Origin of the sequence: Streptomyces sp. LBL (assembly GCF_029893585.1) — a bacterium.
Classification (GTDB): Bacteria; Actinomycetota; Actinomycetes; order Streptomycetales; family Streptomycetaceae; genus Streptomyces.
In genome coordinates, this window is sequence record NZ_JARXYX010000002.1 from 80,276 (window position 1) to 106,154 (window position 25,879).

Sequence of the window (25,879 nt, forward strand, 5' to 3'; positions counted from 1 at the left end):
TTCGGCCGCGCCCGGCCGATCAGCCGCTCACGAGCGTTCGGTGCCCATGGTCACCGAACGGCGAAACTCTACATCCATGTAGATATACGGGCCGCAGGCGGGTTTTTCTCACCGCACGCAGAAGCGGGAACGCCACACCACCCGTCTTCAAGACACGTCGGCAGACACGGAAGTCAAGGGGCGCACATGGGCGGCACCGACAGCACACCCGGCCTGTTCGCCTCCTTCTTCGCGACGGGGAGGTCTCGGCCAACCCGCCCTGGGCCTCGTCATCGGAATCGCCCCGATTCATCGACAACGTCTGATCAGTGGCCCCTGCCACACCCAGAGATCGTCCTCAGAATGGTGTCGCCGTGTGCAGGATGAGCACCATCGTCACCGCGGAGTTCGCGGAGGACAGCGCGGAGACCGCGGTCCCGACCGCCGCACCCCAGGCGGCCAGGCCCACCGAGGTGAACACCGGCGGCCAGTTGCGCAACGCGGGCGGGGGCCCCAAAAGGGCGGCGACCCTTCGCGGCACCGGTCCCGGCGCGGCGAAGCCCGCGATCGTGGGGGCCGGGGTGCCGCGGGAGACCAGGGCGGCCTTGCCGATCGCGCATGCCACGGCCGTGCGGCTGCCGACCGTCCGGGCCGCCTCCTCGTCGGCCCACCGCTCCGCGGTGTAGGACACGGCTGTACGCAGTGGTCGCAGGAACGGGTTGGCGCGTGCGGCCAGTTGAACGGCGAGCAGGAACCGGTGGTGCCGGGCGGTGAGATGGGCACGCTCGTGGGCGAACAGGGCACGCCGTTCTGCAGGTTCGAGGCAGGACAACATGGCGGTGGTCACGACCACCCGGTCCCGTCGCCCGCCGGGGAGCGCGTAGGCGTAGGGCACCTCATGGGGCAGCACCGCCACCTCGGCGCCCGGCAGCCCGGCCAGGGCCCGGTGGGCGCGGCGGCGGACCCGCCCATGCCGCAACAGGGACCGGCCGCACGTCAGCAACACGGCCAGCAACGCCGGAATGGCCAGCTTTCCGGCAACCTCGTCGTACGGCACGGCTTCGCGCACCTCAGGGTCCGACCAGGCGTCGGGCAGCGGGTTCCCGGGCAGCTGCGCGGTACCGACCACCATCAGCAGTCCCAGGCACACGGTGCTGCACACCGCCATCACGACGGCCAGCCCGGTCAGCAACCGCGTGGCGGTCCGCGGGTGCAGCCGCTGCTCGGCCAGGCGTGCGATCGGCCATGCCGTGAGCGGCAGGACCAGCGGCAGAAAGACGAACACCCCCATGAGGATTCAGTCTTCCCTTTCATTCTCGGCTCGACCCAGCAGTTCGCGCAGCAGCCGTTCGTCGTCCGGTTCCAGAGAGGTGATGAAGCTGGACAGCACAGCCTCCCGGTTGCTCTCGGCGTCCAGCACCTTGCGCATCTTGTGCGCGGCCAAACCCGCCTGATCCGAGGCCGGGGTCCAGGCGAAGGACCGGCCGGCGCGCTCGCGGGTCACCGCACCCTTGGCCAGCAGCCGGGTCAGGATCGTGATCACCGTCGTATAGGCGAGGTTCCCGCCGAGCCGCTCCTGCACCCAGCCCGCGCTCGCCGGACGATCCGCCTCACGCAGCGCGGACAGGACGAGCGCCTCCAGCTCCCCCTGGCCCCGCCGCCGGGGGCCCTGCCGCTGATCCGTCACGTCCTGTCTCCCTTCCACCGACCCCGAGTTCACAGGCGGTCCATCGTATAGACGCCTCGCCGCCGGCCATCGCGCCCCGACCGGCACTCACCACATCATCTACATAATTGTAGAAGCCAGGCTGCCGGAACAGGTTCCTGCGCCAGGTCCAGGTCAGCGTCGACACATCATCCAGTTGCTCGGCCCGCCAAGTGGTGTCGAAAAGGGGTTCCGGTGCTCCCCCAGCGAGCAACTCCTGCGATGTCATTGACCGCGGTCAGCGGACGGTAGAAGAGGCCGACATGTTCTGGTCGGCGGCCCATGAAGCGAGGATGCGCAGCCGCTCGTGGGTTGGAGAACCGGGGGCGGCGGTCCAGACGGTGAGATGCTGGTCGGGATCGGTGTTGGCGGTGAGGGTGTCCCAGTCCAAAACCAACTCACCGACGACCGGGTGATGGAGGGTCTTGGTGCCCACGGTGCGGGCGGCGACCTTGTGGTCGCCCCACCATTGCGAGAACTGCTTGTCCCGCGTGGACAGTTCACCGACCAGCTCGATGAGACGGGGATCCTCGGGATACTTCGCCGCCTCCATCCGCACCTGCGCCACGGCGATCCGCGCCGAGTGCTCCCAGTCGGCGTACAGGCTGCGCATCGCCGGATCGGTGAAGATGAGCCGCGGGTAGTTGCGGTGCTTTTCCGGGATCCGGGAGAAGTCGGTGACCAGGGCGGCCGCCAGCGCGTTCCACGCCAGAATGTCACCGCGCCGCCCCTGCACGATGGCCGGGGTGGCGGTGAGGTCGTCCAGCACGCGTTGCAGCTGGGGCTGAACCTTCTGCCTGCCGTGGCGCCGGGTGCGGGTAGTGGTCTTGCCCGCGAGCTGGAACAGATAGCCCCGCTCGTCGTCGTCCAGGTGGAGGACACGGGCGATGGTGTCCAGCACAGGAGCGGACGCCTGCATACGGCCCTGCTCAAGACGCGTGTAGTAGTCCGTGCTGATCGAGGCGAGCTGGGCGACCTCCTCACGGCGCAGCCCGGCCACCCGGCGGGGTCCGCCCGTCTCCGGCAGCCCGACCGTGCGCGGGCTCAGTTCTGAACGGCGCTTCTTGAGGAACTCGCCCAGCTCATTGAGAGGAACGTTGCTGGTCATGCTTCCCATCCTGAGGAGGTCGGCAGGTTCTGGTCGGCGGCCCAGGAGGCGAGGACGCGCAGCTGATCATGCGCGGGAGATCCCGAGGCGGCGGTCCAAACCGTCATGTACTGGTTGGGGTCGGTGGTGGCGGTGAGAGTGTCGCAGTCGAGGGTGACCTCGCCCACGACCGGATGGATCAGGGTCTTGGTGCCGACGGGGCGGGCCGCTACGCGATGATCTCCCCACCACTGGGCGAACTGCTTGTCGCGCATGAACAATTCACCGACAAGCGCGATCAGACGGGGGTCCTCGGGATACTTCGCCGCCTCTATCCGCAGCTGCGCCACCGTCACCTGCGCGGCCGTGTCCCAGTCGGCGTGGAGCTCGCGCATCGCCGGAATCGTGAACAGGAGCCGCGGGTAGGTGCGGTGCTTCGCCGGAATGCGAGAGAAGTCGGTGACCAGGGCGGCCGCCAGCGCGCTCCACGCCAGAATGTCACCGCGCCGCCCCTGGACCAGGGCCGGGATGGAGGTGAGGCCCTCCAGCACCCTCTGCAATAGCGACCGGACCTCCTGCACGCCACGGCGCCGCGTGCGTACAGTGGTCCTGGCCGCGAGCTGGAACTGATAGCCCCGCTCGTCGTCGCCCAGGTGGAGGACGCGGGCGATGGTGTCCAGCACAGGAGCGGACGCCTGCATACGGCCCTGCTCAAGACGCGTGTAGTAGTCCGTGCTGATCGCGGCAAGATGGGCGACCTCCTCACGGCGCAGCCCCTCGGCCCGGCGCGGCCGGCCGGTCGATGGAAGCCCGACCGTGCGCGGGCTCAGCTGTGAGCGGCGCTTCCTGAGGAATTCTCCCAGTTCATTCAGGGGGACGGTGCTGGTCATGCTTCCCAGAATGACATCGATCGCTCATGAGCAAGGGGGGAGAATTTCCTCCCTGGATGTTCCTCTCCCCGGATAAATTCCTCCGCTTTTCGCGCCCGCCCTCGCGTGTGAGGCTCGATATCGAGCAGCCGCCCCAGATTCCAGACTGCGGTTCCAGACCCTCGTACCGAAGGAAGCACCCCATCATGCGCGGAGCAGTCATTCACGCCCCCGGCGACGTGCGCTTCGAGACCCTCGACGACCCGAAGATCAGCCGGCCGACCGACGCGATCATCCGCACGGTCGCCACCTGTGTGTGCGGCTCGGACTTGTGGCCCTACCGTGGCGCGGAGCCGGTGGCCGAACCCCATCCAATGGGACACGAGTACGTCGGCATCGTCGAGGAAGTCGGCAGCGAGGTCACCAACGTCAAGCCGGGCCAGTTCGTCGTCGGGTCGTTCGCCACCTCGGACAACACCTGCGCGAACTGCCTGAACGGCTGGCAGTCCTCCTGCCTGCACCGCGAGTTCATGGGTACCTGCCAGGCCGACTATGTGCGCATCCCCAACGCCCACGGCACGCTCGTGGCCACCCACGAGCACCCGCCTGGCGAGTTCGTGCCCAGCCTGCTCGCCGTCTCCGACGTCATGGGCACTGGCTGGTACGCCGCCGTCGCCGCCGAAGTGAAGCCTGGCTCCACCGCCGTCGTCGTCGGCGACGGAGCGGTCGGTCTGTGCGGCGTCATCGCCGCCAAGGAACTCGGCGCCGAGCGGATCATCGCCATGAGCCGCCACGCGTCCCGCCAGAAGCTCGCCCTCGAGTTCGGCGCCACGGACATCGTCACCGAACGCGGAGACGAAGGCATCGCCCGCGTCAAGGACCTCACCGACGGCATCGGCGCGGACTCCGTACTGGAGTGCGTCGGCACCCCCGAGTCCATGCACCAGGCCCTGCACTCCGCCCGCCCCGGCGGCAACGTGGGCTTCGTCGGCGTCCCGCACGAGGTTTCGGTCGAGGGCCAGGAGCTGTTCTTCTCCCAGGTCGGCCTGCGCGGCGGCCCCGCCCCGGTGCGCGCCTACCTGCCCGATCTGATCGAGCGGGTCCTCTCCGGCCGGATCGACCCTGGCAAGGTCTTCGACCTCACCCTGCCCCTGGACCAGGTCGCCGAGGGCTACCGGGCCATGGACGAATGCCGCGCCATAAAAGCGCTTCTGAAGCCCTGACCCGTAAATCGTCCATCGCGGGAGCCGGGCATCCCCTGCCCGACCCCGGACGGCCCCCTCCTGGACAAGGACCACCGTGACCACTTTCGCCCTCGTCGGTGCCGGACCCGGCCTCGGGCTCGCCACCGCCCGCCGCTTCGGAACCGTCGGCCACTCCGTCGCTCTCATCGCCCGCAACACCCAGCACCTGGACGACCTCACGGCCGAGCTGGCCCGCGACGGCATCAAGGCCCGCGGCTTCGCCGCCGACGTCCTCGACATCGAGTCCCTGACCGCGGCCCTGTACGCGGCCGGCACCTCGCTGGGGACCATCGAGATCCTCCAGTACAGCGCCGTGCCCCGCGCCGACTTCATGAAGCCGGTCCTGGACACCGGCGCCGACGACCTCGACGCCCCCCTCGCCTTCTCCGTCAAGGGCCCCGTCTCGGCCGTGAACGCCGTCCTGCCCGCCATGCGCGAACTCGGACGCGGCACGCTGTTGTTCGTCAACGGCTCCAGCGCCGTACGGCCCAACCCGAACGTCGCCGGCACCTCCATCGCTTTCGCCGGCGAGAGCGCCTACGCCCGCATGCTGCACGACGCGCTCGCCCCGGAGAACATCCACGTCGCCCAGCTGATCGTCCCCGGCGCCATCCGGCCCGACGCCGAACACAGCAGCCCCGACGCCCTGGCCGGGCGCCTGTATGACATCCACACCGAGCGCGACGGCTTCCGCCACTACTCCGAGCCGCTGCCCGACTGAATCCCTGGACGCCCCGTGATGCCGACCGCCTTCCCCAACCTGGCGGCCCGTGGCGCCGTAGCCGCCGCCCTGCTGCTCGCCGTCACCGCCTGCACCGACAACACGCCCGCCGCCGCCTCCGCGTCGTCCCCTGGCCGCTCTTTCCGCGCTCGCCGCCGTCTTCATCGGCCGCTTCATCCCCACCCAGGAACAGCGCGCGACCGCCTCGCTGTGCGCCGAGTTCGGCGCCCTGCGCCAGGGCCGGCTATGGCTGACACTGAGCGCCGCCATGCTGATCATGGGCGGCGTCCTGGCGACGTACAGCTACATCACCCCGCTGCTGACCAACCGCGCCGGGATCCCGGCGGGCGCCGTCCCGTTCGTCCTCATCGCCTTCGGCCTCGGCGCCCTGGGCGGCACCACTACCGGTGGGCGTCTGGGTGAACGCCGTCCGATGGTCACCACCATCACCGCCGCCGCGGCCACCGCCCTGGTCCTGTTCCTGATGATCCCGCTGTCCACCAACGCGGTCACGGCCATCGTCCTCGTCTTCCTCATGGGCCTGACCGGTTTCGCGGTGAACCCTGTCGTCACAGCGCTCGCCATGCGCTTCGCCGGCGACGCGCCCACCCTCACGTCCGCGCTGACTACCTCCGCCTTCAACGTCGGCGTGGCCGGCGGATCCTTCATCGCGGGTGCGGCCCTGGATTCCTCCCTCGGGCTGACCGGCCCGCCCCTGGTCGGCACCCTCATCGCCGTGCTCACCCTCTTCCCGCTCATCGCCCTCGCCGTCCGCGGCACCTCCGGCAAGAGCCGAATCGTGGCCCAGCGCACCGCCCCGGCCCACGCGCTGGATGACATATCCGCACAGGCGCCGTCCCCTCGCTGACCGCGGACCCTCCGCTGCACGACCACCGACACGGACCGGCGCACAGAGCAAGCGCGCAGACCTCGCCACGAACCCAATAACGAGACCCGGGCCACAGAACAGCCCTCGATCGAAGAGCACGACATGAACCCCACCTACAACTTCACCGGCAAGGTCGCCTTCGTTACCGGAGCCAGCTTCGGCATGGGCCTGGCGACCGCCCGCGCGTTCGCCGAGTCCGGGGCCGCCGTCGCCTCACCGACATCGACGAAGCAGCCCTCAACTCAGCCGCGAAGGATCTCACCGACGCAGGCCATCGGGTCCTCGCCCTGACCTGCGACGTCAGCGACGAGGGCCAGGTCGCCGACGCGGTCGACCGAACCGTGGAGACGTTCGGTCGCCTCGACATGGCCTACAACAACGCCGGTATCCACATCCCGCCCAGCGACGCCGCCGACGAACCCGCCGAACGCTTCGACCGCGTCAACGCGATCAACCTCCGCGAGGTCTGGGCCTGCATGAAGCACGAGCTGCGGCACATGCGCACCCAGGGGCAGCGGCGCCATCGTCAACGGCTCCTCCCTCGGCGGCCTCGTCGGCCTCCCCGGCCGCGCTTCCTGCCACGCTTCCAAGCACGGAGTCATCGGCCTGACCACCAGCGCCGCCCTCGAATACGCGCCCCGCGGCATCCGCGTCAACGCCGTCTGCCGACACTCATTTGGGATTCAACTCCGTCGACGCCGTCACCGCCCCGCGTCGAGCACGGGAGAGGTGAGAACGGGTGATGACATGGGCTTTCAGTCAGCACCGAACCAGCACGGGAATCAGCACCCCACCTCAAAAGCGTGCCTGAATAGTGCACATCAGGCAGCACCCTCGCGGGCTCGATTGAGGCTCTCCCAGTGGCGTCGGCAGCGTCCGCATGGTGCCCGCACGCACCTCAGCACCCAGAACTATGGTGTCCCACCACATGTGCCCCTGACCTGCGGATTCCTACGGTATGGCGACACGAACACGTCCCCGCCAACCGCTTGGAAGTGGTACCGATGTCCTCCCCCGCGACCGCTCCGCCTGCCCCGTCGAACCTCAAACGCATCGTCGCCGCCAGCCTCATCGGCACCACCATCGAGTGGTACGACTTCTTCCTCTACGGCTCCGCGGCCGCCCTCGTCTTCAACAAGCTGTTCTTTCCGGGCTCGGATCCGCTCGTCGGCACGCTGCTGTCGTTTCTGACGTACGCCGTCGGGTTCGCCGCCCGGCCGCTGGGGGCCCTGGTGTTCGGGCACTACGGTGACCGGCTCGGGCGGAAGAAACTGCTGGTGTTGAGCCTGCTGTTGATGGGCGGGGCGACCTTCGCGATCGGGCTGCTGCCCACGCATGCCACGATCGGCACCGCCGCTCCCGTGCTGCTGACCGTGCTGCGTCTGGTGCAGGGCTTCGCACTCGGGGGTGAGTGGGGCGGCGCCGTGCTGCTGGTGTCCGAACACGGGGACGCACGTCGGCGCGGCTTCTGGGCCTCGTGGCCGCAGACCGGGGCGCCCGCGGGGCAACTGCTCGCCACCGGTGTGCTGTCCCTGCTGACCGCCGTTCTGTCCGAAGGCGCGTTCGGCGACTGGGGCTGGCGGATCCCGTTCCTGCTCTCCGGTGTGCTGGTGATCGTCGGTTTGTGGATTCGTCTGTCTGTCGATGAATCTCCGGTGTTCAAGCAGGCACTGGCGCAGGCAGAGGCACGCAAGACGGCCCGGGCGGCCGAAACCGAGGCGGAAGCCGAAGCCGAGAAGCTTCCGCTCGTCTCCGTGCTGAAGCACCACTGGCGGGACGTGCTGGTGGCGATGGGCGCCCGCCTGGCGGAGAACATCAGCTACTACGTCATCACCGCGTTCATCCTCGTCTACGCCACCACCTCCGCCGGTGTCTCCCGGCAGACCGCGCTCAACGCGGTGCTGATCGCCTCCGCCGTGCACTTCGCGGTGATCCCGGCCTGGGGTGCCCTGTCGGACCGTGTCGGTCGCCGCCCCGTCTACCTGCTGGGCGCGGTCGGCGTCGGCCTGTGGATGTTCCCGTTCTTCTCGCTCATCGACACCGGCGGCTTCGGCAGCCTCATCCTCGCCGTGACCGTCGGTCTGGTCATGCACGGCGCGATGTACGCACCCCAGGCCGCCTTCTTCTCCGAGATGTTCGCGACCCGGATGCGCTACTCGGGGGCTTCCATCGGCGCCCAGTTCGCCTCGGTCGCGGCCGGCGCACCCGCACCCCTGATCGCCACCGCACTGCTGGCCGACTACGACAGCTCCACCCCCATCGCGCTGTACGTCATCGCCGCCGCAGTCCTCACGGTCGTCGCGGTCGGCGTGGCCAAGGAGACCCGCCGCCGGGACCTGGCCGACGTGGAAGCTCCCGCCGACGCCCAACCCGCGACCGTCACGGCCGCGGACGCGCGCACGGCCTGAACCCCGAGAGCCCGCAACGAGTCCGGCTCCGGCCCCCGTACGACCGTGCGTACGGGGGTCAGCGCGGCCCGGCGCCCGACAACTGGTGGAGTCTCAGGGCAAGTTGGATCTCCAGCACCCTGGCGGGACTCTGCCAGTCGGCGCCGAGGAGGCGGCCGACCCGCTCCAACCGCTGGGCGACCGTGTTCACATGGACGTGCAGTGCGTCCTTGGTACGGGCCGGGCTCATCCCGCTCGCGAAGAAGGCGTCGAGGGTGCGGACCAGTTCGGTGCCGCGCCGCTCGTCGTACGCGACGACCTGACCGATGGTGCGGGCGACGAAGCCGGCGATGTCGCGGTCCCCGGCGAGCAGGAGGCCCAGGAAGCCGAAGTCCTCGGCGGCGGCTCCGTCGCCGGAGCGGCCGAGCAGCCGTAGCGCGTCCAGGCAGCGACGGCCTTCCTCATAGGCGGCGGCCACGGCGTCCGGGTGGGTGGCGAGGTCCTCGACGGGGGCGGACGCTCCGACGGTGACCGACTCGTGCACGGCGGTGCCGAGGTGGCGGGCCGTGCGGCGGGCCACCTCCGACGCACGGTCGCCGGGCTCGAGCGGCAGCAGCAGGACGGTGCCGCCGTCGCGGGCCGCGGCCAGGCCGTGCCGGGTCGCGGCGAGGTGGGAGGCGGCGGACCACAGACGCCTACGGGCGGCCGCCTCCTGGTCGGCGTCGGCCGCCCTACCGTCCAGACGCGCGGCCAGCACCACATGGGTGGCGTCGAGATCGGCACGCAACCGGGACGCGCGCTCGCGCAGCAGCCGCGGGTCGCGGTCACGGGCGTCCAGCAGGTCGTCCAACAGCTCGCCCCGCACGCGCTGTTCGGCCTCGGCGGCGGAGCGCTGGGCGAGCAGCAGCAGTGAGGTGACCATCGCCGCGCGCTCCAGCGTGCGCTGGTCGACGGGATCGAGCCCCGGGTGGCCGCGCAGGACGAGGACGCCGAGGAGTTCGCCGCCGGCGGCCACGGCGGCGATCCAGTCGTCCGCATGCCGCACCGCGTGCCCGTCCGCGCGGGATGCCTCCAACGCCCCGGCCGGGGCGGCGGTCGCCTCCCTGAACTCGACCGCGCCGCCCAGGACTCCGGAGACCGCGGCGGCCACGTCATGGACCCCACCGCCGCGCAGAACGAGTTCGGCGAGCCGGTCGTGGACGTCCGAGGCGCGCTCGATCACCCCGCTGCGGTCTCTGATGATCTCGTTGGCCCGCTCCAGGTCGGCGAGGGCGGAGCGGGTCTCGGTGAGGAGGTTGGCGGTGTCGATGGCGGCGGCGGCCAGCGCGGCGAACGAGCCGAGCAGCGCGATCTGCTCGCGTTCGAAGACCCGGGCCCGCCGGTCCGCCGCGAACAGCACCCCGATCACCTGCGGACCGAGCATCAGCGGCACACCGAGGATGGCGACCAGACCCTCGTCCCGCACGCCCGCGTCGATGGGGAGAGTGTGCTGGAAGCGGGCGTCCTTAAAGTAGTCGTCGGTGACGTACGGCCGGGCCGTCTGGGCGACGAGGCCGCCGAGTCCCTCGCCCATCCCGAGGCGCAACTGCTGGAAGCGGGCGGCGACCGAGCCCTCGGTGACGCGCATGTAGGTGTCGCCGCGGGCCGGATCGTTCAGGCTGAGGTAGGCCACGTCCGTGCCGAGCAGTGAGCGGGCGCGCTGCACGATGGCCTGCAGCACGGCGTCCAGGTCGCGCAGTCCGGCCAGGTCGTGGGCGGTCTCGAAGAGGGCGGACAGCTCGGCCTCCCGCCGGCGCCGGCCCTCCAGCTCCGAGCGCACGCGCAGCGCGAAAAGCTTGGCCGCCTCCAGCGCGGTGATCTCCCGGGCGGGCCGCCCCTCGGCGCGGGCGATCAGCACCGGCTGCTCATAGGCGTCGGCGGACGCGCCCCGGGCCAGCAGCTCCAGGAAGGGCGCCTCGGCGCTGCCGGGCACCGACGCGGCGCCCACATCGCCAGGAGCCGGCACCTGGGCGGCGTCGCTCGGCGCACCGTCGGCCAGCCGGTCGTCGGCCGGTGGGTCGGCGACGTCGGCGCCAACGGCTCGCTCGGCGGACTGTACGTGATCGCGGGACATGCCCACAGGATTCCTCATCGTCCGGCCGCCGCGTCAGCCCTGTGGAAAACTCCGGGGGTCACCGCCATCCCCCCTCAGTGCGCGGTCCAGCCGCCGTCGAGGACGAGCGAGGTCCCGGTCACGAAGGAGGCATGCGGGCCGCAGAGATACGCGACAGCCTCGGCGACCTCCTCCGGTTCGATCAGCCGTTTGAGGGCGCTGTCCTGCAACAGCACCTCGGCCAGTACCCGCTCCTCGGGGATGTCGTGCGCCCGAGCCTGGTCCGCGAGCTGCTTCTCGACCAGTGGTGTGCGCACATAGGCCGGGTTCACACAGTTCGAGGTGACCCCGTGGGGGGCGCCTTCGAGGGCGGCCGTCTTGGACAGCCCCTCCAGCCCGTGTTTCGCGGCCACATAGGCGGACTTGTAGGCCGAGGCCCGCAGGCCGTGCACGGAGGACACGTTCACGATGCGGCCCCACCCCTGTCCGTACATGTGGGGCAGGGCGCCGCGGATGAGCCGGAAGGGCGCCTCCAGCATCACCGTGAGCACGGTGTGGAAGACGTCGGGCGGGAACTCCTCGATGGGGCACACCAGTTGCAGCCCGGCGTTGTTGACGAGGACATCGGTGCCTGCGGCGGCGCGTTCGGCGTCGTCCAGGTCCGTGAGGTCGAGGACGTGTGCCTCGACGGTGCCCGCGAGGTCCCGGCCCTGCTCGGCGAGCGCCTCCAGACCGGCGGCGTCCCGGTCGACCGCTCTCACCTTGGCCCCGGCGGCGGCGAGCCGCAGGGCACAGGCGCGGCCGATGCCGCCGGCCGCACCGGTGACGAGGGCGGTGCGGCCGCCGAGGTCGAGCGTGGGGGCGTGGGATCCCGGGAGGGCGCTGCGAGCGGTCATGCCCCGACCTTAGGCAGCACCCGCCTCCCGCCCCATGTGGTCACCACCCATACTTCACTCGGAGCTGGTGGAGTCGAACCATGTGGGGTCGTCTGCCATGGCCTGCTTGATCCTCAGCAGCGCGAACTCGTTCAGCTCGGGCAGGGCGTCCACGGCGAACCAGCCCACGTCCAGCGACTCGTCGTCGTTGACCCGCGCCTCGCCGCCGACGGCCCGACAGCGGAAGCCGATGTCCATGTACTGGCACACGTCGCCGTTGTCGTAGGTGACGGGTGAGAGCGTCTGCACGACGATCACCCGCTCCACCTCGCAGCGCACCCCCGTCTCCTCCTCGACCTCGCGCACGGCGCAGGCCGCCGGCTGCTCGCCCGGCTCCGGGATACCGCCGATCAGCGCCCACTTGAGGGTGTCCGTGCGGCGGTTGAGCAGCACTCTGCCCTCGTCGTCGAAGACGACGGCGCTGACACCGGGCAGCCACAGCAACGTGTGGCCGATGGAGGTCCGCAGCGAGCGGATGAAGTCAGGAGTAGCCATGCCCCGACCCTAACGGGCCGGTTTCCCGGCTCCGGTGATCTTCGCCGGGCGTGCGACGGGCGTACGGCTACACGTCAGCGGCGCGTCGACGGCGCACACCGGTGCCGATCGCCCAGCCGAGTCCGCCCGCGGCGACCAGTACCAGAGCGATCTCCGGCAGGATGCCCAGACGCGCGGCCGGCGTCTGCGAGGACCGCAGGGGAATCTTCTGCACCAGCGAGTCGGCCACGAACATGCCGGTCCTCTGGGTGATCCGGCCGTCCGGCATGATGATCGCGCTGACGCCGCTGGTCACCGGGACGGTGACGGTCCGGCTGTGCTCGACGGCGCGTACCCGGGACATGGCGAGCTGCTGGTAGGTCATCTCGCTGCGGTCGAAAGTGGCGTTGTTGCTCGGCACGGAGATCATCTGGGCTCCGTCGGTGACCTCGGAGCGCACGGCCCAGTCGAAGGCGGCCTCGTAACAGGTGACCAGGCCGACCTTGGCGCCGCCCATGTCGAACACGCCGGGCTCGCTGCCCCGGCTGAAGTCCTGGCGGACCATGGAGGTCCAGTTCTTGTTGATCGCCCCGAGGAGCGAGCGCAGCGGGAGGTACTCGCCGAACGGCTGGATCTGCCGTTTGTCGTAGGTGTCGACGGGCCCCTTCACCGGGTCCCACAGGATCTGCTCGTTCAGGAGCTTGCCGTCGCGTTCCACGACACCGCCGACCGAGATCGGCACGCCGATCGCCTTGGCCGCCTGGTCGATGACGACGCCCGCGTCGGCGTTGGCGAACGGGTCGATGTCGGAGGAGTTCTCGGGCCACAGCACGAAGTCGGGCTTGGCGACCTTGCCTGCCCTGACCTCCGCGGCGAGCCGCTCGGTCTCGCGCGCGTGGTAGTCGAGCACGGCCCGCCGCTGAGCGTTGAACTCCAGCCCCGCGCGCGGCACATTGCCCTGGATGACCGCGACGGTGACGCTCCCGTCCTCGGCCTTGTCGGTCACCAGCGGCCGCGCGGCCGCCGCGCCCACCACCGGCACGGCCACGCTCAGCAGGGCCACGGCCGCCGCCGACCGTCGAACGGCACCCGTGCCCCGCGCCTGAACGGCCAGCCGCACGACCTCGTACAGGCCGAAGCCGCACAGGACGACGGCGAAGCCGAGCACCGGGGTGCCGCCCACCGCGGCGAGCGGCAGGAAGACACCGTCCGCCTGGCCGAACGCGATCTTGCCCCAGGGGAAGCCGTGGAAGGGCGCACGCGCGCGTGCCGCCTCTCCGGCGATCCACACCGCGGCCGCCCACACCGGCCAGCCCGGCAGCTTCGACACCGCGGCGACGCCCGCGCCGACCAGCGCGACGAAGATCGCCTCGATGACGACCAGCGCCAGCCAGGGCCCGGGGCCGACCTCCACGCCGGTCCACACCAGAAGGGGCAGCAGGAAGCCGAGGCCGAAGAGGTAGCCGAGACCCAGGCCCGCCTTCCAGCCGCGCCCGCGCAGCACCCACCCGAAGACGGCGAAGGCCGGCAGGGCCAGCCACCACAGGGTGCGCGGCGGGAAACTGACATAGAGCAGCACTCCGGAGAGCACTGCGGCGGCGGCCGGAACGAGTCGCAGGAGCCGCGTCCCGCGCGATGCGGGCGCGATCGGCGGCCTCACCTGGTCCGACTCGTCCACGGAAGTTGCGGTGACGGTCACTGTGGGAGTGTACGGCGGCCGGCCTCGGCGCCGACAGCGCGGCCCCTCCCGCCCCAGGGCCGCCGGCCCTCACGTCGGCCCCGTCGTTCCTGCACATCTCGGTCCAACTCGTCCACAAACCGTCATCAGCGGTTACGGTGTGCCCCACGTTTTTGTCGTACGGGCCGGTGACGTCCGTACGACCGGGGACGACGCTGGTCGGGGGCGACCGGGGTTCGGGGGCGGGGTGGGCTCCACGGGGATGGCCCCGGGTGCGGCCCCGACGGCGGTTGCGGCGATCGCCTGCCTGGGCAACGCCCTGGGCTTCACCACGGTGTCGGTGGCGCGGGACTGCCGGCGGGGCCGGCCACAGCCCGTCCCCTGGCCGACGAGTCACCGCGGCACCGAACTGGCGTCCGCGCACGTGGTGGCCGGCGGCACGGGCGTCCGCGCACGTGGTGGCTGGCCGGCTCCGTGAACTACGAGACAGCGGGGGTATGGGGGTCCCGTGCGCTGTGATCCCCGGGTTCACCGCGCCGCGATCCGTGCCCTTCAGTGCGCGGCGCCGGACCGCAGCCGCTCCCTGATCACCCGTACGGCCGCCTCGGCGTCGTCCACGGTGACGGTGAACGTGTGGCCGTCCCACAGTCGCAGCACCACACCCTCGCCCCGGCGTACGACGACGGCGGTGCCCTTCTCGGGGCGCCAGCGGTAGCCCCAGCCACCCCAGTGGCGCGGAGTGACGAGCGGGTCGAAGTCGGCGCCGACCACATGGGCCAGCGGAATACGGCGGCGCGGCACGCCGATGTGGCCGCAGCGCACCTCGAGGGACTCCTTGTCGACCTTCAGGGCGACATGCACGAAGGCGAGGGTGCCGAACAGGACCAGCAGCCCGGCCGCGATGCAGCCGACGACGGACATCACGAGCGGGGCGATGCCGGTCGTCCACTTGGAGTCGACGGCCAGCTCGATGCCGAGCGCCAGACAGGCGGCGCCGCCGAGCGCCAGCAGCCACTGGAACCGGTTGGAGGCCCGCCCGGTCCAGACATCGGAGTGTGGAGTGGTCTTGCCGTGGGGGTGGTCCCTCATGGCTATGAGACTACTCAGGTTTCGCTGCGCCGGTAGGGCGTTGCACAGAGTGACTGCTCCGAGTGGGGGTCACCAGGCGGGGCTGACCGCCTTGAGGAGTCGGCCTTCCGCATAGGCCAGTGCGGGCTCGGGGAGCGTGCCCTCGCGACCGCTGAGCAGCACGGTCAGGGTCCCGTTCGCCGCTGCCCGCGCGGCGGGCTGTTCACCGAGCCGGCGCAGCGCCTGGGCGGCGACCGCTCCGGCGGAGCCGTGCAGGACGAGCGGGGGGAAACCGGGGCGCTGCACGGCGGCGCGAATGTGCTCGGAGACCAGTTCGTAATGGGTGCAGCCCAGGACGACGGTCGTCACGTCGTCGGGGGTCAGGGCCGCGGCCGCGGCGACGGCGGACGCGATGGCCGTCTCGTCCGCGTGCTCCACCGCCTCCGCGAGGCCGTGGCAGGGCACCTCGGTGACCGCCACACCGTCGGCGAAGTCGTCGATGAGCCCGCGTTGGTAGGGGCTGCCCGTGGTGGCGGGCGTCGCCCAGATCGCGAAGGGTCCGCCGCCGGCCGCGGCGGGCTTGATCGCGGGGACCGTGCCGATGACCGGGATGCCGGGTTCGAGGCGGGCGCGCAGGGTGGGCAGCGCGTGCACGGTGGCGGTGTTGCAGCCGATGATGAGGGCGTCGGGCCGCCGCGCGGCGGCGGCCTCGGCGACGGCGAGAGCGCGCCGGGTGAGGTCCTGAGGGGTGCGAGGGCCCCAGGGCATTCCGTCGGGATCGAGGGAGAGCACGAGATCGGCGTCGGGCCGCAGGCGCCGTACCGCGGCGGTGGCCGCCAGCAGACCGATTCCGGAGTCCATGAGCGCGATCTTCACCCCGCCACGATAGACGATGGGTCCTCAGCGGCCATGCCGGTGGGGCAGACTGCGCCCGTGAGCGCCATCGTGTGGACCGCCGCCGGATCACTCGCCGCGTGGCTGTGGCTGCTGCTCGGCCAGGGCTTCTTCTGGCGTACGGACGTCAGGCTGCCGCCCCGCCGGGATCCGGAGGCGTGGCCGTCCGTCTGTGTCGTCGTGCCGGCCCGTGACGAGGCGGCGGTGCTGCCCGCGAGTCTGCCGTCGTTGCTCGCCCAGGACTACCCCGGGCGGGCGGAGGTCTTCCTCGTCGACGACGGCAGCACGGACGGCACGGGGGAACTGGCGCGGGAGTTGGCCCGCCGCCACGGCGGACTGCCGCTGACCGTGTCCTCACCCGGTGAACCGCCCGCCGGCTGGACCGGGAAGCTGTGGGCCGTACGCCATGGCGTCGGCCTGGCACGCGCGCGTGGCCCCGAGTACCTCCTCCTCACGGACGCCGACATCGCCCACGCGCCGGACAGCCTGCGCCAGTTGGTCGCGGCGGCGAGCGCGGGCGGCTTCGACGTCGTCTCCCAGATGGCCCGGCTGCGGGTGGAGAGCCTGTGGGAGCGACTGGTCGTGCCGGCCTTCGTCTACTTCTTCGCACAGCTGTATCCGTTCCGGTGGATCGGCCGGCGGAAAGGACGGACGGCGGCCGCGGCGGGCGGCTGTGTGCTGCTGCGCGCCGGGGCCGCCGAGCAGGCCCGGATCCCGGACGCCATCCGGCACGCCGTCATCGACGACGTGGCACTCGCGCGGGCCGTCAAGGGCAGCGGCGGCCACATCTGGCTGGGTTTGGCGGACGGAGTGGACAGCGTCCGTCCGTACCCACGGCTGCACGACCTGTGGCGCATGGTCTCGCGCAGCGCGTACGCGCAACTGCGGCACAACCCCCTGCTGCTCGTCGGTACGGTGGCCGGGCTGGCGCTGGTCTACCTGGTGCCGCCGGTGGCCCTGGTCGTGGGCCTGGCCATGGGGAGTACGACGGCCGGGGTCGTCGGCGGTCTCGCGTGGCTGGTGATGACCGGGACGTATGTGCCCATGCTGCGTTACTACCGGCAGCCGCTGTGGCTCGCTCCGCTGCTGCCGTTCACCGCGTTCCTCTATCTCCTCATGACGGTCGATTCCGCGGTGCAGCACTACAGGGGGCGCGGCGCCGCCTGGAAGGGCCGCACCTACACACGTCCGGACGCCGTCGTCGGCGACGAGACCTGAGCGGTCACTTCCGGCCCGGGGCCCAGTTCATGCCCCACCCGTAGGCGCGGTCGAGGGTCCGCTGCGGGCTCACCCCGCGCTCGGGCACCAGGTAACGGGCCTCGCGCTGGACGACCAGGTCGCTTCCGCTGTTGGTGATCAGGGCCAGCGCACACACCGTGGAGGGGACCGTGCACTCGTCCAGGGAGAAGTCGATCGCGGCGCCGTGCTGCGGCTGGAGCGTGACCGTGGCGTGCAGGTCGGCGAACGAGCGCGCTCCTTCGTAGATGGTCACGAAGACGAGGATGCGCCGGAAGGCCTGCCTGTGGTCGAGGTTGACCGTGAGGTTCTCGCCGCTCGAGACGGAGCCGGTGCGGTCGTCGCCGTCCAGGTGGATGTACGGCGGACGGTGCAGGGCTCCGAAGGCGTTGCCGAGGGCCTGGACGACGCCCTTGCCGCCGTCGGTGAGTTCGTACAGGGCGCACAGGTCGAGGTCTAGGTCCGCGTTTCGGGCGACCGCGCGGCCGAGCTTGCTGCCCCAGCCCGAGAACTGCTTGTGCACCTCCCAGTTGAGGTTCACGCGCAGGGCGCCCGAGGCTCCGCCCTGCTTGGTGAGCGAGACGGAGGGGGCCGCCTTGGTGAGCGTCACCTTCGTCAGGCGCAGCGGCGCGGTGGAGGGTGCCGAGGGAGGAGGAGGAGGAGGCGGTGGTGGTGGTGGCGAGGTGAACGGGTGCGCGGGGACGGGGGGCGGTGTGATCGCGGGTGCGCCGGCCGGCGGGGTGATCGGGGCGGTGGGGGCGGGGGGCGGAGTGACCGCGGATGCGCCGGCCGGCGGGGCGGTGGGGGCGGGTGCGGGTGCGGGTGCGGGTGCGGCGCGCTGGGGTTCGTCGACCGTGATGCCGTAGTCCGTGGCGAGGCCCTCCAGTCCGCTGCCGTAGCCCTGGCCCACGGCCCGGAACTTCCAGGCGCCCTGCCGGCGATAGAACTCGCCGAGTACGAAAGCGGTTTCGACGGTGGCCCCGGTGCTGTCGAACCGGACGGCCACCGTGTCTCTCTCGGCGTCCCTGACTTCGATGTGGAGATCGGGCACGGCGGCGAACGTGCCGCCGTCGGCGGAGACGGCGAGGACCACGGTCCCGATCGTGGGCTCCACGCGCGCGAGGTCGACAAAAAGGGTGTCGGTCACCTGGTCGCCCGCCTGCCGTTTGCCCTCGTGCCGGACCGCGCCGGAGGAGTGCACCGGCTGGTTGTAAAAGACGAAGTCGTTGTCGGAGCGGACCTTTCCGTTCACCAGCAGCAGAGCCGAGGCGTCCGCGTCGGGCACGCCCGGCCCGGTTCGCCAGCCCAGTGCGACGCGCAGTGCCGTCGTCGGCACCGGAGCGTTGGAACCCTTCGCCATTGACATGTCCGCCCCCATCATGTGTCGGCGTGCCAGGGCCGAGCCCCGGCAGTCCTGTCCGTCCCGGCCACTCGCTCAACCTATTGTCCGGGACGGCGAACTCCCATGAGCGGCACAAGGAGCGGCACAGGGAGCGGCACAGGGCGGCGGGTCTCCAACCCGCAGTAACGGGTGGGGAACTCGGCCTTTACCTGAACACTGCCCAGGACGCCGCCCCTTTTTGCCGAGTTCGCTCGCATTGGGGATCCCACACCACTGACGACACGGAAAACAACCCTCTTATCGGTCTCCCCAACCAGCACATCGTGGGCTTAACTTATGTGCCATGACCTCCCCCCGCTCCACTTATGGCGGCGGCTACTACTCCGCCTCCTTCCCGGACACTCCGATCTACGACTCACTCGTGGCCGAGCGGGGCACCCCGCAGATCGCCCCGATCCGGGTCCCCGCCGCGTACGACATGCCGGGCAGTCACCTGCCCGCCCTTCCGTCGGCGCTGCCCGCCCTTCCGTCGGCCCCCTCCCAGCCCAACTACGGCTACCCGCAGCATCAGCAGCCCGCCCCGCTCCAGCAGGCGCCCGCCGCGTACATCCCGCAGCAGGCCGCCGCGCCGCGCGGGTATCCACAGCAACAGCAGCCGCAGCAGCCGCGCCCGGCGGCCCCCGGCATGGGCATGACGACGGGGTACGAGGCGATGCGTCCCGCCGCTCCCCGGCCGGCGCAGGCCACCTACCAGGAGCCGTACAACAACCAGCAGCAGCCGTACCGCGGCGGTTACTGACACGTCTCCCGGACTGTCCGTGCCGCCTGGCACCATGGATGCATGGGGAACGCGCAACTGCAGTCGATTCATGTTCATCCGGTCAAGGCGTTCCGGGGCCTGGCGCCCCGGGAGGCCGTCGTGGAGCCCTGGGGGCTGGCGGGAGACCGGCGCTGGGCGCTGATCGACGACAGGGGAAAGGTCGTCACACAACGCGAGCACGCGCGCCTCGCACTGGCCGCCGCCGAGCTTCTGCCCGGCGGCGGCGTTCGCTTGTCCGCGCCCGGCAGGGACCCGCTGGCGGTGCCCGTCCCCCAGCCGTCCGGCACGGTGCCGGTGATCATCTTCGGGGACAAGGCCGAGGGCGTGCCCGCCGAGGGGGACGCCGCGCACGCCTGGTGCGGCGCGTACCTGGGCGCCGACGTGCGCCTGGTCCACATGGACGACCCCGCCACCCGGCGGCCCGTCGAACCGCAGTACGCGCTGCCCGGTGAGACGGTCTCGTTCGCCGACGGCTACCCGCTGCTGCTCGCCTCCGCGGCCTCCCTCGACGCCCTCAACTCCCTGATCGCCCAAGGTGATCACGCGCACGAGGGCCCCTTGCCGATGAACCGTTTCCGGCCCAACGTGGTCGTGGCGGGCACCGTCGCCTGGGCCGAGGACGACTGGTCGCGCGTCGCCATCGGGGAGGTCACCTTCCGCGTCGCCAAGATCTGCGGCCGGTGCGTCGTGACGACCACCGACCAGGCCACCGCCGATCGTGGCAGGGAGCCCCTGAGCACCCTCGGCCGACACCGCCGCCTCGACGGCAAGCTCGCCTTCGGACAGAACCTGGTGCCCGAATCCCGAGGCACGATCCGCGTCGGCGACCCGGTCACCGTCCTCGATTAGGACGGATCCCGCTCCGGCGAAGATCCCGGGAACACTGCCCGGGTGCCCGGACGTTGGATTTTCCGTGTGAGGTTCGTGAAAGGCCCCGGCGGTGATTTCCCTCTCTCTTCGACCGGGGCCGCACGTGAACGGCAGCGGCGGCTGTCACCGAGCGGGAAGGGGGTGCGGAACGGTGCGAGCAATCAGCGGACTCTGGCGCTGGCGGCACAACCCGCTGCGCCGCAGGACCGATCAGGTGGAGGGCTGGGTGTGCCTGGCGGCTCTGCTGGTGATCCTGGTCGTCGGGCCCGTGATCGGCTCACTCGTCGGCGGCGCCGCCCAGGCCACACTGCAGCGGGCCGTCCGCGAGCAGCGCGAGTCCCATCGCCAGGTGACGGCCACCGTGGTCCGCAAGCTGGACCGCTCCCCGCTGGAGGCCGACCCCGAGGCCTCCTCCGGCCGGGACCTGGGCAGCCGCGTGGTCGCCGACTGGACCGCTCCGGACGGCACCGCCCACCACGGCACGGTGCTGGCCGCCCTCCAGAGCCCGCACCGCGGCGACCACTTCAGGTTGTGGACGGACGAACACGGCCGCATGGTGACCCGGCCGCTGGACTCCGCCACCGCGACGACCCACGCCGTCCTCGGCGGGATCGGTGCGGCCCTGTTGACGGCAGGCGTCGTCGAGGGCGCCAGACGGCTGGCCCTGTGGCGCATGGTCCGCCGCCGGTACGCCCGTTGGGACCAGGCATGGGACCGGGCGGGGCCGGACTGGGGCAGGACCGGCACCGGCAGCTGACCGCCTTCCGGCTCTGGTCAACCCACCGCCTGCGCGCACGCTACGGTGGACCGGCCGAACGCATTCGGCATCGACCCGCGTATCACGAGGTGGGGGCACAGCAACGCCATGGCACAGGGCACGGTCCAGGTGACGCACACCGGCACATCGAGGTGGCGGCGCCGCACGGGTGAGTACGCGTCGCTCGCCGCCGCCCTGGAGGCCGCGGCCGACGGCGACGTCCTCACCGTCGCCCCCGGCACCTACCGGGAGAACCTCGTCATCCAGCGGGCGGTGACCCTGCGCGGCCCGGAGGGCTCCCCCGGCTCCGTACGGATCGCGCCCCTGGACGGAGTGCCGCTGACCGTGCGCGCCTCGGCCGTGGTCCAGGACCTGCACGTGGAGGGCCAGGACGCGGCCGCTCCCGCGCTGCTCGTCGAGGAGGGCACACCGGAACTCGCGGACCTGCGGATCGTCACCCGCTCCGCGGCCGGCATCGAGGTGCGGAGCGGCGCCCGGCCGACCGTGCGGCGCTGCACCGTCGACAACCCGGCCGGCATCGGCATCGCCGTACTCGACGGCGGTGGCGGGGTGTTCGAGGAGTGCGAGGTCGTCGCGGCGGGCCAGGCGGGCGTCGCGGTGGGCGGGGGCGCGCACCCCCGCCTCGAGCGTTGCCGGGTGCACCACACCTCGGGCGTGGGCCTGTCGGTCACCGGCGAGAACTCCGCGCTGGAGGCGGTGGGTTGCGAGGTCTACGAGGTCCGCGGCAGCGGCGTCCAGGTCACCGGCCGGGCCACCGCCCACCTCACCGACTGCGACGTGCACCGCACCACCGCCGACGGCGTCACGCTCGACACGGACGCCGTGCTGACCCTGGCCGACTGCCGTATCCACGACATCCCCGAGAACGCGGTCGACCTGCGTTCACGCTCGGTCCTGACGCTGACCCGCACGACGGTCCGTCAGTTCGGCCGCAACGGTCTGTCGGTGTGGGACCCGGGCACCCGCGTGGACGCCAACCAGTGCGAGATCTTCGACAGCACCGGCGACTACCCGGCCGTCTGGGTCAGCGACGGCGCGACCGCCGTACTGGACTCCTGCCGCGTGCACGACGTGCCGGACGCCCTGTTCGTCCTCGACCGCGGCTCACGCGCGGACGTCGTCGACAGCGACCTGTCCCAGGTACGCAACACGGCTGTGTCGGTGAGCGACGGCGCCACCGCGCAGCTCGACGACTGCCGGATCAGCAACGCGGCGACCGGCGCCTGGTTCCGCGACCACGGCAGCGGCGGCACCCTCAACAACTGCACTGTGGACGGCACCCAGACCGGTGTGATCGTCACCAAGGGCGCCGACCCGACGATCGAGCGCTGCACTGTCGACTCCCCCGCCGAAGCGGGCTTCTACGTGTCGGCGGGCGGCCGCGGGAGCTTCCTGAACTGCCGGGTGACCGGCAGTGGCGGCTATGGCTTCCATGTGATCGACGGCTGCCGGACGACGCTGACGAAGTGCCGCACGGAACGGTGCGCGCGCGGCGGGTACGAGTTCGCGGACGCCGGGCCCGACGCGCCGCCCGGCGCGGGTCCCGTCGTGGAGGACTGCACCAGCGACGAGAGCGGTGGTGGCCTGCGGCCGCCCACCCCCCGGGAGACCGCCGTCCAGACGACGTCCCACTCCCCCGGACTGCTGGGCTCGATCCCCGGCCAGCGCGCCACCGAACAGGAACCGCTGGTCACCGCGGCCGAACCGGAGAAGGCGACGCGCACTCCGAAGGACGTGCTCGGTGAACTGGACGCGCTGGTGGGTCTGGACAGCGTCAAGCGCGAGGTGCGGGCCCTCACCGACATGATCGAGGTGGGCCGGCGTCGTCGGCAGGCGGGCCTGAAGGCCGCGTCGGTCAAGCGCCATCTGGTCTTCACGGGCTCCCCCGGCACCGGCAAGACGACGGTCGCCCGACTCTACGGCGAGATCCTCGCCTCCCTCGGGGTGCTGGAGAAGGGCCATCTGGTCGAGGTGTCCCGCGTCGACCTGGTGGGCGAGCACATCGGCTCCACCGCGATCCGTACCCAGGAGGCCTTCGACAAGGCGCGCGGCGGTGTGCTGTTCGTCGACGAGGCGTACGCGCTGTCGCCGGAGGACTCGGGCCGTGACTTCGGCAAGGAGGCCATCGACACGCTGGTGAAGCTGATGGAGGACCATCGGGACGCGGTCGTGGTGATCGTCGCGGGCTACACGGCCGAGATGGAACGGTTCCTTTCGGTCAACCCGGGGGTGGCGTCCCGCTTCTCGCGGACCATCACCTTCAGCGACTACGACCCCGAGGAACTGCTGCGGATCGTCGAGCAGCAGGCCGAGGAGCACGAGTACCGGCTGGCCCCGGGCGCCGCCGAGGCCCTGCTGAAGTACTTCGCCACGCTCCCCAAGGGCCCTGCCTTCGGCAACGGCCGTACCGCCCGCCAGACCTTCGAGGCGATGGTCGAACGCCATGCGAGCCGGGTCGCCCAGCTCACCGACCCGGACACGGACGACCTGACCCTGCTCTACGGCGAGGACCTGCCCGGGTCTGCCTGAGGCCGCTGCACCGGCACCTCCGGCCGCAGCCGGCCCAACAGCCGTTCGCGCTCCTCGGCGAACACCGGGTCGGCCTGGTAGTCGGAGTGGCCGAGGATCGGTGCGGGCAGCGGGTGCCGGGCTGTACGGCCGTAGGCGAGCGGGTCCTTGAGGGCCTCACGGTCGACTTCGGGGCCGCAGTCGCCGGGCAGGCGGACCGGGCCGCCGATGGGGTCGGTGGGCCGGTACAGATTGCGCCAGCAGTCCACGTCACGGTGCAGGGCGCTGAGCGCGGCCGAGCCGAAGTGCGCCGGGAACCAGCGGCCGTAGAGCCGCTCCAGCGGGCAGCCGTAGGTCAGCAGGGCCACGCGCTTGCGGACGGCCGGGGTCAACTGCCAGGCGGCCGCGGCGGCCAGCACGCTGCCCTGCGAGTGGCCGGAGAGGACGAGCCGGCCACCGGTGGCCCGGGTCCAGGTCGCCATCCGCCAGGTCAGATCCGGAACCGCGCGCTCGGCGTAGCAGGGCGGGGCGAAGGGATGGGCGGCGCGGGGCCAGAAGGTGCCGACGTCCCACAGAATGCCGATGGTGCGCCGCGCGGAGGGGTCCTTGTAGGCGCGTCGGCCCCAGGTGACGAAGAGTATGAAGCCGAGTCCGATCAGCCAGGAGCCGAGCGCCTGGGCGGTCTCGGCGGCGCTCTCGACGACGGCGTACGTGTGCCGGGCGGCCTCGCCGGGTGTCTTGTCCGTTGTCGCGCCGACCAGGGCGGCGGCGCCCAGCAGCAGCGTCGTGGCGGAGACGACCGCGACCAGGAGGGGGGCCCGGTCGGTGAGGGTGGCCATCGCGCGGGTGCGGGCGATACGGCGGGTGCGCGTGGTGTCGAGCGGTTCGTCCGGGTAGTCACGCTCCACGGCGGCCATTTCGAGACGGCGCAGCAGCCAGGTGCGCCATGCCAGCCAGCCGAACAGCGCCAGCAGAACGACGAGCAGCGGCGGGATCACGGACGCCTGCCAGGTCAGCAGGACCGGCGGCCCGGGGATGTCGGTACCGGTGCCGTCCAGCCAGTCGGCGACGCGCTGGGAGACCCCGCCGGACATCACCCCGCCGAGCGCGCAGGCCAGCATCGCCACGGCCGGCCCGCCCAGGCCGCGCATCGCGGCCCGCGGGTCGGGATGCGCCCGGTGCAGCACATGGGCGACCCCACCGAGGGCGATCACCAACAGGCCCTGGACCAGAGTGATACCCCCGAAGGTCAGGTTGCCGGGCAGCCGGCCGGCCGATTCCCACCCCGGGCGCTCCCACCCGGCGTACACCGCCGTCAGGACCAGCAGGGCGACGGCGGCGAGCGGCAGCCGTCGCACGAGATGCCGGTCGAGTTCCCGGTCCAGGCGGTGCTCGCTGCGGCCCCGCCGACACACCACCCACACCACACCGGCCGCGGCCACCACCAGCGCGGTCTCCAGGAGGCGGCCCAGGACGTCGAGGAGGACGGGGCCGCCCGGCCGGTGGTCGAAGCGGGCGGCCGAGGTGCCCACCGCGGCGGTGACGGTCAGCAGTCCGGCGGCGGTGTGCGCGGCACGCAGCCGGGCCACCAGGCGGCGCCCGTACCAGAAGCCGGGCCGGCTCAGCGCGGTGCGGCCGGTCTCCTCCTCGGGCTCCGCGGCGCGGGACATCGGCTCCTGGGACTCGTACGCGCTCCAGGTGCGGTGGGACAGGTACCACAGCAGGGCCGTGAGAACGGCCGGGACCAGGGCCGCGACCACGAGACGGCGGCCAGGCCTGCTCCACCAGCCGCCCTCGGACACCACCGGCGACAGAAAGCCCAGCCAGGAGTGCCGCTCGGCGCACGCGCGTGTGCCCGCGCACTGCCAGGCCGCGAGATCCAGCGCCACCTCGCAGGCGGCGGCGACCAGCAGCACGGTCAGGGTGAGTCCGGTGAGCCGCACCAGCAGCCCGTACAGACGCACCGTCCGCAGGCGGCCCCGGGCCGTGGGACGCATCCAGTGCGCGAGGTTGACGACCATGAACGGCAGGAGCAACAGCCACAGAGCACGGCTGCCGTTGCCGGAGGTCAGATTGCACCAGACGTACGCCTCCGGAACCGGACGGCCGCGGCGGTCGGCCGACTGGGCCGGCTGGGATTCGGCATCGGCGTCGTCGGCGCGCCGGAAGACGGCCGCGACCTCGTCGCCGGTGATCCGCACCGTGCGCGGATCGTCCAGCATCTGCTCCGGTGTGGTGCCGCCCACCCCGTGAACCAGGAGTTCCAGGGCGGTTCCGGCTTCGTCGGTCGGGGAGCCGCGGCC

22 protein-coding genes and 1 pseudogene are annotated in these 25,879 nt (G+C 71.6%); 11 read left to right on the forward strand and 12 right to left on the reverse strand.

Annotation, left to right across the window (positions count from 1 at the left end):
* Positions 1-337: 337 nt before the first annotated feature.
* From M2271_RS02605 to M2271_RS02620, 4 genes are all read right to left on the reverse strand, one after another.
* Entirely contained in the window at positions 338-1,270 is a 933-nt protein-coding gene (locus tag M2271_RS02605) for a M56 family metallopeptidase (RefSeq protein WP_280885409.1), read from the reverse strand.
* Positions 1,271-1,276: 6 nt separating this feature from the next.
* Positions 1,277-1,666, reverse strand: coding sequence for a BlaI/MecI/CopY family transcriptional regulator (locus M2271_RS02610; protein ID WP_280885410.1), 390 nt, complete (start codon positions 1,664-1,666; stop codon positions 1,277-1,279).
* 256 nt (positions 1,667-1,922) lie between these two features.
* On the reverse strand, positions 1,923-2,792 hold the full coding sequence (locus tag M2271_RS02615; RefSeq protein WP_280885411.1) for a helix-turn-helix transcriptional regulator: 870 nt from the start codon (positions 2,790-2,792) through the stop codon (positions 1,923-1,925).
* A complete protein-coding gene (locus tag M2271_RS02620) occupies positions 2,789-3,661 on the reverse strand; it encodes a helix-turn-helix domain-containing protein (protein ID WP_280885412.1) in 873 nt (290 codons plus the stop codon). Before M2271_RS02620 ends, M2271_RS02615 begins: the two co-directional genes overlap by 4 nt.
* 185 nt (positions 3,662-3,846) lie before the next feature.
* On the opposite strand from M2271_RS02620, the gene M2271_RS02625 reads away from it, so the two are divergent.
* The 5 genes and pseudogenes from M2271_RS02625 (at position 3,847) to M2271_RS02645 (ending at position 8,902) form a co-directional block, all read left to right on the forward strand.
* Positions 3,847-4,863, forward strand: a complete 1,017-nt coding sequence (locus M2271_RS02625) for a zinc-dependent alcohol dehydrogenase family protein (protein WP_280885413.1) — start codon at positions 3,847-3,849, stop codon at positions 4,861-4,863.
* A 76-nt stretch (positions 4,864-4,939) separates the two neighbouring features.
* Positions 4,940-5,605, forward strand: coding sequence for an SDR family NAD(P)-dependent oxidoreductase (locus M2271_RS02630; RefSeq protein WP_280885414.1), 666 nt, complete (start codon positions 4,940-4,942; stop codon positions 5,603-5,605).
* Between the two features lie 130 nt (positions 5,606-5,735).
* Positions 5,736-6,473, forward strand: a complete 738-nt coding sequence (locus tag M2271_RS02635; RefSeq protein WP_280885697.1) for an MFS transporter — start codon at positions 5,736-5,738, stop codon at positions 6,471-6,473.
* A 123-nt stretch (positions 6,474-6,596) separates the two neighbouring features.
* Positions 6,597-7,160 (forward strand): annotated as a pseudogene (locus M2271_RS02640) (SDR family NAD(P)-dependent oxidoreductase); the annotation flags it as partial.
* Between the two features lie 338 nt (positions 7,161-7,498).
* Entirely contained in the window at positions 7,499-8,902 is a 1,404-nt protein-coding gene (locus tag M2271_RS02645; RefSeq protein ID WP_280885415.1) for an MFS transporter, read from the forward strand.
* A gap of 58 nt (positions 8,903-8,960) precedes the next feature.
* Here M2271_RS02645 and M2271_RS02650 read toward each other — a convergent pair whose 3' ends face one another.
* From M2271_RS02650 to lnt, 4 genes are all read right to left on the reverse strand, one after another.
* A complete protein-coding gene (locus tag M2271_RS02650; protein ID WP_280885416.1) occupies positions 8,961-10,994 on the reverse strand; it encodes a GAF domain-containing protein in 2,034 nt (677 codons plus the stop codon).
* 74 nt (positions 10,995-11,068) lie between these two features.
* Positions 11,069-11,869: a 3-hydroxybutyrate dehydrogenase gene (locus M2271_RS02655; protein WP_280885417.1), complete on the reverse strand. Its 801-nt coding sequence runs from the start codon at positions 11,867-11,869 to the stop codon at positions 11,069-11,071.
* Positions 11,870-11,923: 54 nt separating this feature from the next.
* Positions 11,924-12,403 carry an NUDIX domain-containing protein gene (locus tag M2271_RS02660; protein WP_280885418.1) on the reverse strand — a complete coding sequence of 160 codons (480 nt, stop codon included), beginning with the start codon at positions 12,401-12,403 and terminating at the stop codon, positions 11,924-11,926.
* Between the two features lie 67 nt (positions 12,404-12,470).
* The gene (gene lnt, locus M2271_RS02665) at positions 12,471-14,081 is read right to left on the reverse strand and encodes an apolipoprotein N-acyltransferase (RefSeq protein ID WP_280885419.1); all 1,611 of its coding nucleotides are present in this window, start codon (positions 14,079-14,081) and stop codon (positions 12,471-12,473) included.
* Positions 14,082-14,220: 139 nt separating this feature from the next.
* On the opposite strand from lnt, the gene M2271_RS02670 reads away from it, so the two are divergent.
* Complete coding sequence (locus M2271_RS02670) at positions 14,221-14,538, forward strand: hypothetical protein (RefSeq protein ID WP_280885420.1); 318 nt, start codon at positions 14,221-14,223, stop codon at positions 14,536-14,538.
* 74 nt (positions 14,539-14,612) lie between these two features.
* Here the strand turns inward: M2271_RS02670 and M2271_RS02675 are convergent, their stop codons facing one another.
* Both M2271_RS02675 and M2271_RS02680 read right to left on the reverse strand, forming a co-directional pair.
* Positions 14,613-15,149: a hypothetical protein gene (locus M2271_RS02675; protein ID WP_280885421.1), complete on the reverse strand. Its 537-nt coding sequence runs from the start codon at positions 15,147-15,149 to the stop codon at positions 14,613-14,615.
* A gap of 69 nt (positions 15,150-15,218) precedes the next feature.
* A complete protein-coding gene (locus M2271_RS02680; protein WP_280885422.1) occupies positions 15,219-16,004 on the reverse strand; it encodes an aspartate/glutamate racemase family protein in 786 nt (261 codons plus the stop codon).
* A gap of 57 nt (positions 16,005-16,061) precedes the next feature.
* Between M2271_RS02680 and M2271_RS02685 the strand changes: the two genes are divergently transcribed.
* Entirely contained in the window at positions 16,062-17,240 is a 1,179-nt protein-coding gene (locus M2271_RS02685; RefSeq protein ID WP_280885423.1) for a glycosyltransferase, read from the forward strand.
* A 4-nt stretch (positions 17,241-17,244) separates the two neighbouring features.
* Here the strand turns inward: M2271_RS02685 and M2271_RS02690 are convergent, their stop codons facing one another.
* Positions 17,245-18,618 (reverse strand): TerD family protein, encoded by a 1,374-nt coding sequence (locus M2271_RS02690; RefSeq protein ID WP_280885698.1) that lies wholly within the window; start codon positions 18,616-18,618, stop codon positions 17,245-17,247.
* A gap of 325 nt (positions 18,619-18,943) precedes the next feature.
* Here M2271_RS02690 and M2271_RS02695 point away from each other — a divergent pair, with 325 nt between their 5' ends.
* The 4 genes from M2271_RS02695 to M2271_RS02710 all read left to right on the forward strand — a co-directional run bounded on the left by M2271_RS02695 (position 18,944) and on the right by M2271_RS02710 (position 23,597).
* A complete protein-coding gene (locus tag M2271_RS02695; RefSeq protein ID WP_280885424.1) occupies positions 18,944-19,399 on the forward strand; it encodes a DUF6643 family protein in 456 nt (151 codons plus the stop codon).
* 42 nt (positions 19,400-19,441) lie between these two features.
* A complete protein-coding gene (locus M2271_RS02700) occupies positions 19,442-20,269 on the forward strand; it encodes an MOSC N-terminal beta barrel domain-containing protein (protein ID WP_280885425.1) in 828 nt (275 codons plus the stop codon).
* Between the two features lie 172 nt (positions 20,270-20,441).
* Positions 20,442-21,047, forward strand: a complete 606-nt coding sequence (locus M2271_RS02705) for a hypothetical protein (RefSeq protein WP_280885426.1) — start codon at positions 20,442-20,444, stop codon at positions 21,045-21,047.
* Positions 21,048-21,155: 108 nt separating this feature from the next.
* Positions 21,156-23,597, forward strand: a complete 2,442-nt coding sequence (locus tag M2271_RS02710; protein ID WP_280885427.1) for a right-handed parallel beta-helix repeat-containing protein — start codon at positions 21,156-21,158, stop codon at positions 23,595-23,597.
* On the opposite strand, the gene M2271_RS02715 is transcribed toward M2271_RS02710, so the two are convergent.
* Positions 23,567-25,798, reverse strand: coding sequence for a hypothetical protein (locus M2271_RS02715; protein ID WP_280885699.1), 2,232 nt, complete (start codon positions 25,796-25,798; stop codon positions 23,567-23,569). The genes M2271_RS02710 and M2271_RS02715 overlap by 31 nt on opposite strands.
* Positions 25,799-25,879: the final 81 nt, after the last annotated feature.